This window comes from Paenibacillus sp. P5_B5, from assembly GCF_056400365.1.
Map to the genome: position 1 here is coordinate 83,512 of NZ_JBFULK010000009.1, position 11,065 is coordinate 94,576.

An 11,065-nucleotide genomic window follows, 5' to 3' on the forward strand; every position below is an offset into this window, starting at 1 on the left:
GGATTTATCAATGAAATTAGGTGTGTTTGCAGTATTATTTGCACAGAAGACATTAGATGAGGCACTTGACTATATAGCTGAAAAAGGACTTGATGCAGTAGAGATCGGCACAGGAGGATATCCTGGCAATGCCCATTGCAAACCGGAGGAATTACTTGCTGATGCAGGTAAGCTCAGAGAATTTAAGGCTGCATTTGATTCACGTGGTTTAACCATTAGTGCATTAAGCTGTCATGGCAATCCGCTTCATCCGCAAGCAGATCTAGCGAAACCATTCCATGAGGATTTCTTGCGTACGATTGAGCTAGCTGAGAAATTGGAAGTGCCTGTTGTGAATGGTTTCTCTGGCTGCCCTGGAGATCACGAAGGTGCCAAATATCCGAACTGGCCTGTTGCTCCTTGGCCAAATGATTTTCAAGAAATTCTGGATTGGCAATGGTCGAATAAAGTCATTCCTTATTGGACTGAAACAGGTAAGTTCGCTTCCGATCGTGGCGTCAAAATTGCACTAGAACTACATGGTGGATTCTCTGTACATACGCCAGCTACTCTATTGCGTTTGCGTGAGGCAGTAGGAGAAGTAATTGGAGCAAACCTTGATCCAAGCCATATGTGGTGGCAAGGTATCGATCCTGTTCAAGCGGTACAAATCCTAGGTAGAGAAAAGGCAATCCATCACTTCCATGCGAAGGATACATCGATTGATCCAATTAACATCAATAAACATGGTGTTACTGATATGCAATCCTATTCCTTGATGTTAGATCGCGCATGGCAGTTCCGTACAGTTGGTTATGGTCATGACATGAAAGTATGGGCTGACATTATGAGTGCACTTCGTCTTGTTGGTTACGATTATGTCGTAAGTATCGAGCATGAAGATGGATTGATGTCCGTTGACGAAGGCTTTACCAAAGCCGTAGAGAACCTGCAACAAGTACTTATTAAAGAACCACTTGGGGCAATGTGGTGGGTTTAATAACGCTATAAGAATAACCAAATGAAGAAGCGCAAAAGCGATGAAGATTGCTTTTGCGCTTGTTTGCATGTTCAGAAATAAAATTGTTTTATAGGCAGTTGATTGGTAACTTCAAAGCAATGTGGAAAGGCAGATGATGTTATTGCTCTAGTTTTGTTTGTTTTTTCTTTGTTTTCTAAGTGATATTAATCCAAGGCTTATTGTAATCGCACCTATTAGGTAGTATGGAAGAGGACTTGTTTCACCTGTTTTGGGTAATGTAGGAGGCTTGGTTGTTGGCTCAGGTGAAGGCGATGGTGAAGTAGATGGAGCAGGTGTTGGCGTTGGCGTTGGTGTGATCTCAGGTGATGGTGAAGGTGAAGAAGTAGGTGTTGGTGTTGGCGTTGATGTGTTCTTAGGTGAAGGTGATGGAGAAGGCGTTGGTGTAGCCTTAGGAGTAGGTGTAGTTGTGTCCTCGGGTACAGGCGGTGAGGTAGGTGTTGGTCTTGGCGTGTTCTCAGGTGTAGGWGTWGGTGAAGTAGGTGGTGTAGGWGTWGGYGAAGTAGGTGGWGTAGGCGWTGGYGAAGTAGGTGGAGTAGGCGWTGKTGAAGYAGGTGGAGTAGGCGATGGCGAAGTAGGCGGAGTAGGCGACGGCGAAGTAGGTGGAGTAGGCGATGTAGAAGTAGGTTGTTCTTGACTGGCTGCCATGACTAGTGAGCTTAACGATAAGGTTAAAATAAGCAGTAGAGCTATACCTAAGGACAACCTCTTCTTAAATCTTTTCACAATTTCACACTCCTCTTAGATTGGTGGTCGAGTTCTATGAGGGCCGGTTATACTACTAGCTCTGTATAAGCCAAGTGTCCAGGATACAGATTATACATCATCGTTTCCCCAGATATGATGAATGTTTGATATCCACCTTCTCTCTGCTCTCTTAGCATACGTTTATTACATATGCATGAGAGGGTAGTAAAATGATGATATATATTCCAAAGTGATCGACCAAGAGGGATTCTTTGTACTCCTATTTAAAGCAAACAAAAAGATCGCTCATTTCAACCTGCTTGCTTAGTAGGATGAAAGGCGATCTTTTTGGTGTTAGGCTCTCAATTGTTATAGTTACCATACCATTAACTGATGAAAGTCATTTTCGATCTGCGTTTGATCGAATGCTTCATCACAATTTCTGCTGCTTGTAGGCGAAGAGCTGCATTATCGGAATCGAGCATTTCCTGCAGAACATGGACTGCTTTGCCGTACAAAACTTCTGATTCTTCTTTAAGCGGCTTAACTCGTTTAGATTTCGAGAGTGAATCAAATTTCCAATATTCATTTGCGTTCCTTTCAATTTCTGCTTGTTTTAACATGACGTAAGTTTCAACTGCGTACCAACTCATAAGTATAGTACCCCTTTCTAATCCTCTTTTAATTGTTTGTAGTTTCTTCTTCATTTGCATTCTTTTCAACTGTCGAAATGTTTTCATTTGGAGATGGGGTAGGTGGAGTCTGACTCGATCTCGGGTTCCACGAACCAAGGTTCCTCAATCTCAAATGCAGATGTAATCAAATAGTACCATCTGGCATTTGGGTCATCTTGAGGTAGCTCTAGCGTATGGAACTCCTCAATCAAGGCACGGTATTTTTGTTGCCATTCAATAAACCTTTCTTCCGAGGTTACGATTTGCAATTGATTCGTCATACGTGGCCATGATGTATAATCCGATGACTTGATTTCGAAGGCACGTTCCGGTGCTGCTATCGCACGTAGTCGCGCTCGTTCTAATGCATGAATCGTTGATTCGCGAAGGAAATTTCCGACCTCATCCGTATTGGGTAACAGATGTGTCGCTGGTACGAATCCTCTAGCTACAGCACGATAGAACTTCTGAATGATCCCGTTCTTCACTTCGTTCTTAGCAACGGCAATAAGACCATTTTTCTCTAACTCACTCAAATGATAATGAATTTTGGCACGGGGAATTTCCAATTCTTGCGACAGCTGTTGCCCCGTATATGACTTCGGAATTAATAAACTGACAATGCGGCACCGGAGTGGATCACTAAGTGATTTTAATTGGTCAAAGTGTTCTAACATAAGGAACTGCATCTGTTTCATTAAGTTACACATCCTTTAAAATTTACACTGTCAACTTTATTTACTCATATAGTATTATTTAACGGAAAAATTGTCAATAGTTTACAATGTAAAATTATCCAATTATTTTTAAGACCTTGTTCTCATGTTATGTTAATCGTTTTCGGATATAAAGACATAGGAATGATGATATATTAAACGATCATAATATAATCTCTAAGAAGATAGGAGAGAACGAATGAAAAGGAAAATGATATCCATCTTGCTCATATGTATAGGGATTATTGTCCTCTGTTATCCTAAACTTACCGAATTATATGATGACTATCAGCAACAAGAACTAGTTCAGGAATGGCAACAAAGCTTGCTGAGTATAGGTAATGGTAATGACGGGTCGCAATGGGATGAAGAGATTACGCGATCAGTTGAATATTCCAATTCGAATAGCTACGCAACAGAAGTGATGGAAGCTTTACCAAAGCCAAAGCAAGTTAATTATAGTGAACCAAAACCAAAGCAAGCTGATCTTAATGAACCAAAGCCTAAGAAAGCAGAACTTCGTGTGCAAAACATAGAAGGCATGTTAACGATTGATAAAATTAATTTGAACTTACCCATTCTGCATGGGGCTACGAATAAAAATCTGAAGACAACCGCAGCAAGTATTGAAAATACCGGGAAAGTCGGAGAAATCGGGAATTATGCACTAGCCGGACACAGAAATCTTACTTATGGAAGAAATTTTAACAGACTGGGTGAAATTGTAGTAGGAGACAAGATCGAAGTTGACGATGGTGAAAAGCAATTTGAATATACCGTAACGGAAATATTAGTAGTCAAGCCGGAAGAAGTATGGGTATTGAAGGGTAACGGCGAAAATAAAGAAATCACATTGATAACCTGTGAGCCCATGGTGAATCCTACTCATCGATTAATTATTAAAGGTAAAATAACGGAATAAGAAACATTTTGTGAGGGCAATCCCAGCGTTCATTTTTGAAAATTCAGTTCCGTCTTTGGACTTTTCTGTTTAAAACGATTATAATAACGATGTTAATATAAATCGATATATAAAGTGCTCGGGGTGCTGGGATTGGCCAGCTGAGATTGTATCCCATAAGATACTGACCCTTTAACCTGATCTGGGTAATGCCAGCGTAGGGAAGTTAGCTTAGGTCTGTTCAATCTTCAAATACCTAGCGTCCCTGTGTACTCAGGGGCGTTTTTTGTTGTACCAAAACAACAATACAGAGGAGTGGGGAACATGAGTCAGAGAAGAGAGAATATGAAGTTTGCTAGAAGTAGATGGTCAGCTAGCATAATCTTGATCATTTGTTTGCTAGCACTATCGGTGGTCGGTTGTTCTTCTAAGGGGAATTCTGAGCAATCGCAAACACCAGCACCAACATCACCAGCTACACAAGCGGAAGGTGATAAGAAAGCGCCTGACAAGCTTACACCTATTAAGATTGTCCTCGACTGGACTCCAAATACGAATCATACCGGCTTGTACGTTGCTCAGGATCAAGGATTCTATAAAGAACAGGGTCTTGATGTAGAAATTATTCAGCCAGGTGCAAATGGAGCAGATACAATGGTTGCTTCTGGAGAAATTCCTTTTGGCATTAGCTATCAGGAGAATGTGACACATGCTCGTACACAAGGAGTTCCGCTTGTATCCATCGCTGCGGTCATTCAGCATAATACGTCTGGTTTTGCTTCACCGGCAAATAAGAACATTACACGTCCAAAGGATTTTGAAGGCAAAACATACGTGGGATTCGGTGGTCCTGGGGAAGAAGCTGTAATCGATTCACTTATGCAACAGGATAAAGGGGACGCTAGTAAAGTAAAAATCATTAACGGTGGTGACATTGATTTCTTTACAGCTATGCACAAGGACGTTGATCTAGCTTGGATCTTCTACGGATGGACTGGTGTAGAGGCGGAACTACGCGGGGAAAAGCTAAATGTTGTTTATCTCAAGGATTACTCGGAGAAGCTTGACTATTATACACCTGTAATCGTAACGAATGAAGCTATGATTCAGAAGCAACCTGAGGTTGTTAAAGCGTTCATGAAAGCGACAGCACAAGGGTATCAATATGCGATTGAAAAGCCAGAGGAAGCGGGTAAGATTCTAGTGAAGCTTGTACCTGATCTAGATGCGAAGCTGGTGGATGCGAGTCAGAAGTGGCTTGCTGGACGTTACCAGGATGATGCGGCAAAATGGGGACTTCAGAAGGAATCCGTATGGCAGAACTATTCGGACTGGATGCTTGAGTATAAACTATTAGAGAAGAAGCTTGACGTTAAAGCTGCTTTTACAAATGATTTTATTCCGGAGTAAGGTGTGAATCAGAATGTTAAATAAGCAATGGTTTCATAAGGCATGGCCACCTTTTGTGACAGTTCTGCTGTTAATTGTTATATGGCAGGTGTCAGTCGTAGTTTTTCAAATTGAAAAGTGGATACTGCCAAGCCCACTTGCTATTGCAAGTGAAGCGGTAGCTTCCTACGATAAATTCAGTGTTCATGCTATGGCGACGATTAAGCTGACCCTGCTTGGGTTTGTGGTTGGGTCGTCAATTGGACTTCTAATCGCATTCATTCTTCATATGTCGGTCAAAGTTAAGGCAGCGGTTTATCCACTGCTTCTACTCAGCCAGAATATCCCTACTATCGTATTAGCTCCTCTGCTCATGATATGGTTCGGATTTGGCTTGTTGCCGAAGCTAATTGTGATTACGCTTGTTTGTTTCTTTCCCATTGCCGTATCGATGCTCGATGGATTTGCTCAGACCGATCGAACGATGCTTAATTATATGAAAATGATCGGAGCTTCAAGAAAGCAGATTTTCTTCAAGCTGGAGCTGCCACACGCGCTTCCTCATTTATTCTCGGGGTTAAAAATTGCAGCGACCTATAGCGTTATGGGTGCAATTATTGCCGAGTGGCTCGGATCAGACAAGGGACTTGGAATGTATATGTTATTGCAAAAGTCAGCTTTTCGAATCGACCGCGTGTTTGTTGCGATTACGTTGATTGTTATGCTTAGTATGCTTTTGTTCGGGATCATCATTCTGCTTGAAAAATGGCTGATTCGCTGGAAATTGGAGAAATAGCGCTAGGAGGAATTACGATGAGCACCACAGCAATCGATCAATTAGTCGTGGAGAATATTAGCCATTCATTCAAGAGTGCCGCCGGATTCAGCAAGCTTCAGCGGGGAAGAGATGCTGCTCGTGGCAGTGGTGAGACGCAAGTACTCGACCATATTTCACTTACTGTACCTAAGGGGAAGTTCGTCTCCATTATTGGACCTTCAGGCTGCGGTAAAAGCACCTTGTTCCAAGTTATTGGCGGCTTAATTAAGCCAGAAGAAGGCCGTGTGTATATGGATGGAACCGAGACAACGGGGGAGAAGGGGCATATCAGTTACATGCCTCAGCAGCCAGCCTTGTTTCCTTGGCGGACAATTGAGGATAATGTCATTTTACCGTTAGAAATAGCTGGACGTTCCAAGATAGAGGCGAGACAGGAAGCAAGTATATGGCTGGAAAAGGTGGGGCTGAGCGGTTATGAGAAAGCACATCCTTCTATACTATCCGGCGGAATGCAGCAGAGAGTTGCCTTCTTAAGGGCTTTGTTAAGTCCGAATGAGTTGATGTGTTTAGACGAACCATTTAGCGCGCTGGATGCGCTGACTCGTATGGATATGCAGCGATGGTTGCTTGAAATATGGGAAGAAAGCCGCAGGTCAGTCTTATTTATAACTCATAATATTGAAGAGGCGCTGCTGTTATCGGATACGATCTATTTATTTTCGAATCGACCTGCTAGAGTGCTTAACCAAATCGAGGTATCATTTGATCGTCCGCGTGATGAACGATTAGCATCGACTTCAGCATTCATGGATATGAAGCAGCATATTTACGAGCAACTAAAAGGCGAACAGTCGGAGAAGCAAGGAATTGAATTGATTGGATCTAGGAGGTAAATGTAATGATTGATTCCCATATTCATTTGGATTTGTATAAAAAAGAGGAGAGAGAACGAATCCTAGCAGAGTTGCATGACTGCGGTGTTGATAAGGTTGTAGCCGTTTCACTAAATCTAGCATCTTGTGAAATAAATCGTAGTTTATACTTAGCCCATGCGGACAAAATATTGCCAGCCTACGGATTTCACCCTGAGCGGGCGCTCCCTTCGGATGCTGAGCTTGCGCAACTGTTAAGCTGGACCACGAATCATCAGAGCGAGATGGTTGCTGTTGGTGAAGTTGGCTTGCCTTATTATATGCGGCAAGAAGCGGAAGCGAAGGGTGATAAATTTGTTCTGCAGCCTTATGTAGAATTACTTGAAGTCTTCGTGTCTCTAGCAGCTAAGCTGAACAAACCAATCGTACTGCATGCGGTCTATGAAGATGCGGATGTTGCTTGTTACTTACTGGAGAAATACAATGTTAGCCGTGCTCACTTCCACTGGTTTAAGGGTAGCGAAAAGACTGTAGAGCGGATGATGCGTAATGGCTATTATATTTCCTTTACCCCCGACATTGCTTACGAAACAGAAATACAGACACTCGCTAAGCAAGTGTCTGTAGAACGGATGATGGTAGAAACCGATGGTCCATGGCCATTCGAAGGGCCATTTCAAGGCCAAATGACACATCCACGGATGATTCACTCCGTGACTGAGCAGCTGGCAGCTATTAAACGGTTATCATTAGCGGAAATGGCTGAGCAGGTTCGCCATAATACGAATACATTATATAGCTTGTCCTCATAGTTTAGCGGTTTACCATAGTAGTTGCGATTAGTGTAAGACATTAGTGTTTAACATTAATCCTCACTTTGGATAACAAGCAGCAGGCCTGTGTCGAGTTGTATCGTGCCAACCTCATTCGCTAACACATTACTAACGCCGAGGGATTGTCCTCGCTCTAGTGTTGCACGGTGAAGTGGATATTGAAAGCCTTCAAGCGTGATGCCTGTCGTATGGTCACTAATCGAAATGAGTGAAATATACGTATAATGACTTCGAGCTATCGTAGTTAGACGATCAATGAGCCTGATTTCATTATTCTCATCTATGATGATGCAGTCAATGCCTGCCTCAAGGGCTTTCTGAAGTAAATAAATGTTAGCTAATGTATGATCAAATCTTGTTCCCGTTGCTCCGAGCAGAACGATCTGCTTGGGGTTTTGTTCTAGTGCCCAGTGAAAAGCGAGCTCAGAATCTGTCCAATTCTTATCAATGGCATCGAATGATTGCACCCAATCTGAGGATGCTTCCATTAGTACCATTTCTTCTCTATTCACCGAATCAAAATCACCAAAAGCCCCTGTCAGCCTATAGCCGTTATTAGCTAGAAAGAGTGCACCTCGATCTGCTCCGATTAGCACATCTTCAGGTTCTTTCTCTCGAACAATTTGCAAAGCCTTGCTCCCAAGCGAGCCCCCGGAAACGATGATGATTCTGGTATTAGTAAGTTGCATAGGGAACCCTCCTAATTAGAAGCTTGAGTAAGGTACGCTAATTATCATACCTTCTATAGTCCAAAGAAACAATCTTGACGTATCGGACTTTATATATTAATCTGGAAAATGGAAATTACAAAATCTATTAGAATATAGATATAATGGATAATTACAGGGGGATTTATTTTGATTCGTACTATAACTAAGCTAGTAAACATAACTTGCCTAGTAGCACTACTTACGCTGATGTGGGTGCCACAATCATTAGCTGAAGAGAAGCTCGATTGGATTTTGGGAGAGGGACAAAAGGTTACTTTGGGTAATGATTTAGCCGAATTACAGCTAGGTGAAGATTTTGGATTTCTGAATGGAGAGAATACCAAGAAATATGAAGTGAATAACGGGTTTAAGCCGTCTGATAATGAAATAGGTTTAGTCGTACCAGTAGATGAGAGTCAGCGTTGGGAAATCTATTTTGAGTATCGTGATTCGGGGCATATTAAAGACGATGAGAAAGCAGACATCGACGCGGATGCGTTACTTGAAAGCTATATTAAAGGTACGGAGCAAATGAATGAGGAGCTTGCACCTGAAAATCAACTGTTTGTTGATGGATGGGATGTCAAACCTTTCTATGATAGTGCTCAGCATAGCTTATCATGGTCATTACTAGCACATGATAATGCGAACGAGAAGCTCATTAATTATAATATGAGAATTCTCACTAGAGAAGGCTACATTGCAGCTATTCTAGTTTCTGATCCAGAGCATTTGGCAGAGGATCGCAAAATATTAACTGAACAAATATTACCGAAGCTAACGATTAAGCAAGGTAAACGATACGAGGATTTTAATGAAACGACAGATAAGCTTGCAGAATATGGTCTAACAGGGCTTATTCTTGGAGGTGCGGGACTCGCTGTTGCCAAGAAAGCCGGTCTAATCGCAGTATTAATTGTATTAATTAAAAAATTCTGGATCGTGGTTATCGTTGCTATTGGTGCTTTATGGAACTTTATTCGTAAAAAGATTGGCAAGGGCAAAAAACAATCAATACCAACTGAAAGCCAAACACCAATTGATCCACCAATTGATCATTCGCAGAATTAATCTACTGGTAAATTTAAAATGCTGACCTCATATCGTTTGGGGTCGGCTTTTGTGTGGATATGGAACCTTTTCTTCGTGTCTCAGCATCCAAATGCAATTTGGGTATATGGAGAGATTGACAATTCTGTACGCATTAGCGACAATGCAGGGATACGCTTTATCTTATATACCTAACTACATCAATGACTACAGCGAGGAGATCAGGGAAATGGAAATGCCGAAGAAAGTATGGCTATTAATTATTAGTATGTTTATCAGCGTGTTAGGTGGGTCATTTCTATGGCCGCTTAATTCCATTTACATAAATCAGCATCTGGGTAAGACGTTAGCAATTGCAGGTCTTGTCCTTACTTTTAACTCTTTAGCAGGCGTTATTGGTAGTATGCTGGGAGGTTATTTATTCGACCGCATTGGAAGCTACAAAACGATTGTTATGGGTTTAGCCTTTTCATTCGCAGCCTCTATTACACTAGCATTTAATCATGGGTGGGAGGCATACGTAGTTTGTCTCATTCTCATGGGCTTTGGGTCAGGGGTTCTAGTACCCTGTATATTCGCTTTAGCCGCAATGGTGTCGCCGAACGGAGAGACTAAGACCTTTGCAGCCATCTATATTGCTCAGAATGCAGGTGTAGCGATTGGATCCGCATTAGGAGGTTTACTTGCTTCCTATTCGTTTAATTTTATTTTTATTGGCAATGCCATAGTTTATAGCTGCTTTGCGGTCTTAGTCGTAAGTACCTTCTACAAAATGCCTAATTCAGCCTTTGGTAAGCCTAAAGATCCTAAAGAGATGAAGATAGCTACTACGAAATCTCGTAAACTATCACCTTCATTGAAAGCTCTTCTCTTGCTTTGCTCTGCTTACATCTTATGTTGGTTTGGTTATACACAATGGCAAGCAACGATTTCAGTTCAAATGCAGTCTCTTAATATCGATTTGAAAATGTACAGCCTACTCTGGACCATCAATGGCCTGATGATTGTATTCGGACAACCATTCGTGACTACATTTGTTCCAAAACTGGTGAAGAAGATCAAGGTGCAAATGTTGATTGGAATTGGTATGTTCGTAGCATCATTTGGCGTTCTTCTTGTAGCGGGACAGTTTCGTATTTTCCTTGCCGCTATGATCATCATAACAGTCGGTGAAATGCTTGTTTGGCCAGCCGTGCTGAATGTAACCAATCAGTTAGCCCCTGACAATAAGAAGGGACTCTATCAAGGGATTACGAATAGTGCAGCTGCAGTAGGAAGGATGATCGGTCCATTCTTTGGTGGCGTTATGGTTGATGCTTATTCGATGAATACACTTTTTAGCCTGATTATTGGTTTATTAGTCGTTGCTGGATTGATTATGAGTGTATACGATCGAAGATTACAATCCCAAGTAAGCTGATGCTGATTGGTTTCTTA

The 11,065-nt window shown here is 41.8% G+C and carries 13 protein-coding genes and 1 riboswitch; of the genes, 9 read left to right on the forward strand and 4 right to left on the reverse strand.

The genetic code is table 11. The features are described 5' to 3' along the window. Positions 1-10 precede the first annotated feature (10 nt). Positions 11-979, forward strand: coding sequence for a sugar phosphate isomerase/epimerase family protein (locus AC1DOK_RS13570; RefSeq protein WP_477554821.1), 969 nt, complete (start codon positions 11-13; stop codon positions 977-979). Between the two features lie 147 nt (positions 980-1,126). On the opposite strand, the gene AC1DOK_RS13575 is transcribed toward AC1DOK_RS13570, so the two are convergent. Further along, on the reverse strand, positions 1,127-1,318 hold the full coding sequence (locus tag AC1DOK_RS13575; protein ID WP_477554937.1) for an LPXTG cell wall anchor domain-containing protein: 192 nt from the start codon (positions 1,316-1,318) through the stop codon (positions 1,127-1,129). Between AC1DOK_RS13575 and AC1DOK_RS13580 the strand changes: the two genes are divergently transcribed. Next, positions 1,230-1,655 carry a hypothetical protein gene (locus tag AC1DOK_RS13580; protein ID WP_477554944.1) on the forward strand — a complete coding sequence of 142 codons (426 nt, stop codon included), beginning with the start codon at positions 1,230-1,232 and terminating at the stop codon, positions 1,653-1,655. The two genes, AC1DOK_RS13575 and AC1DOK_RS13580, sit on opposite strands and share 89 nt — an antisense overlap. Positions 1,656-2,091: 436 nt before the next feature. Here the strand turns inward: AC1DOK_RS13580 and AC1DOK_RS13585 are convergent, their stop codons facing one another. Beyond that, on the reverse strand, positions 2,092-2,358 hold the full coding sequence (locus AC1DOK_RS13585) for a hypothetical protein (RefSeq protein WP_477554822.1): 267 nt from the start codon (positions 2,356-2,358) through the stop codon (positions 2,092-2,094). Between the two features lie 83 nt (positions 2,359-2,441). Beyond that, a complete protein-coding gene (locus AC1DOK_RS13590) occupies positions 2,442-3,077 on the reverse strand; it encodes an ArsR/SmtB family transcription factor (RefSeq protein WP_477554823.1) in 636 nt (211 codons plus the stop codon). A 217-nt stretch (positions 3,078-3,294) separates the two neighbouring features. Between AC1DOK_RS13590 and AC1DOK_RS13595 the strand changes: the two genes are divergently transcribed. The 5 genes from AC1DOK_RS13595 (at position 3,295) to AC1DOK_RS13615 (ending at position 7,847) form a co-directional block, all read left to right on the forward strand. Further along, positions 3,295-4,017, forward strand: coding sequence for a class D sortase (locus AC1DOK_RS13595; protein ID WP_477554824.1), 723 nt, complete (start codon positions 3,295-3,297; stop codon positions 4,015-4,017). A 109-nt stretch (positions 4,018-4,126) separates the two neighbouring features. Continuing rightward, positions 4,127-4,237, forward strand: a riboswitch (TPP riboswitch). An 83-nt stretch (positions 4,238-4,320) separates the two neighbouring features. Beyond that, positions 4,321-5,406 (forward strand): ABC transporter substrate-binding protein, encoded by a 1,086-nt coding sequence (locus tag AC1DOK_RS13600; RefSeq protein WP_477554825.1) that lies wholly within the window; start codon positions 4,321-4,323, stop codon positions 5,404-5,406. 13 nt (positions 5,407-5,419) lie between these two features. Continuing rightward, the gene (locus tag AC1DOK_RS13605) at positions 5,420-6,181 is read left to right on the forward strand and encodes an ABC transporter permease (RefSeq protein ID WP_477554826.1); all 762 of its coding nucleotides are present in this window, start codon (positions 5,420-5,422) and stop codon (positions 6,179-6,181) included. Between the two features lie 17 nt (positions 6,182-6,198). After that, a complete protein-coding gene (locus AC1DOK_RS13610; RefSeq protein ID WP_477554827.1) occupies positions 6,199-7,056 on the forward strand; it encodes an ABC transporter ATP-binding protein in 858 nt (285 codons plus the stop codon). A gap of 5 nt (positions 7,057-7,061) precedes the next feature. Further along, complete coding sequence (locus tag AC1DOK_RS13615) at positions 7,062-7,847, forward strand: TatD family hydrolase (RefSeq protein ID WP_477554828.1); 786 nt, start codon at positions 7,062-7,064, stop codon at positions 7,845-7,847. Positions 7,848-7,900: 53 nt separating this feature from the next. On the opposite strand, the gene AC1DOK_RS13620 is transcribed toward AC1DOK_RS13615, so the two are convergent. Next, the gene (locus AC1DOK_RS13620) at positions 7,901-8,557 is read right to left on the reverse strand and encodes a thiamine diphosphokinase (RefSeq protein ID WP_477554829.1); all 657 of its coding nucleotides are present in this window, start codon (positions 8,555-8,557) and stop codon (positions 7,901-7,903) included. A 168-nt stretch (positions 8,558-8,725) separates the two neighbouring features. Here AC1DOK_RS13620 and AC1DOK_RS13625 point away from each other — a divergent pair, with 168 nt between their 5' ends. Together AC1DOK_RS13625 and AC1DOK_RS13630 are read left to right on the forward strand one after the other, a co-directional pair. Then, positions 8,726-9,649 (forward strand): DUF2167 domain-containing protein, encoded by a 924-nt coding sequence (locus AC1DOK_RS13625; protein WP_477554830.1) that lies wholly within the window; start codon positions 8,726-8,728, stop codon positions 9,647-9,649. Between the two features lie 91 nt (positions 9,650-9,740). Continuing rightward, positions 9,741-11,048 (forward strand): MDR family MFS transporter, encoded by a 1,308-nt coding sequence (locus tag AC1DOK_RS13630; RefSeq protein ID WP_477554831.1) that lies wholly within the window; start codon positions 9,741-9,743, stop codon positions 11,046-11,048. The last annotated feature ends 17 nt before the right edge of the window (positions 11,049-11,065 follow it).

Bases quoted from the DNA above. Each gene is read 5' to 3' on its own strand.
- AC1DOK_RS13570 (WP_477554821.1), top strand. From the start codon at position 11: ATGAAATTAGGTGTGTTTGCAGTATTATTTGCACAGAAGACATTAGAT.
- AC1DOK_RS13585 (WP_477554822.1), bottom strand. From the start codon at position 2,358: ATGAGTTGGTACGCAGTTGAAACTTACGTCATGTTAAAACAAGCAGAA.
- AC1DOK_RS13590 (WP_477554823.1), bottom strand. From the start codon at position 3,077: ATGAAACAGATGCAGTTCCTTATGTTAGAACACTTTGACCAATTAAAA.
- AC1DOK_RS13595 (WP_477554824.1), top strand. From the start codon at position 3,295: ATGAAAAGGAAAATGATATCCATCTTGCTCATATGTATAGGGATTATT.
- AC1DOK_RS13600 (WP_477554825.1), top strand. From the start codon at position 4,321: ATGAGTCAGAGAAGAGAGAATATGAAGTTTGCTAGAAGTAGATGGTCA.
- AC1DOK_RS13605 (WP_477554826.1), top strand. From the start codon at position 5,420: ATGTTAAATAAGCAATGGTTTCATAAGGCATGGCCACCTTTTGTGACA.
- AC1DOK_RS13610 (WP_477554827.1), top strand. From the start codon at position 6,199: ATGAGCACCACAGCAATCGATCAATTAGTCGTGGAGAATATTAGCCAT.
- AC1DOK_RS13615 (WP_477554828.1), top strand. From the start codon at position 7,062: ATGATTGATTCCCATATTCATTTGGATTTGTATAAAAAAGAGGAGAGA.
- AC1DOK_RS13620 (WP_477554829.1), bottom strand. From the start codon at position 8,557: ATGCAACTTACTAATACCAGAATCATCATCGTTTCCGGGGGCTCGCTT.
- AC1DOK_RS13630 (WP_477554831.1), top strand. From the start codon at position 9,741: ATGCAATTTGGGTATATGGAGAGATTGACAATTCTGTACGCATTAGCG.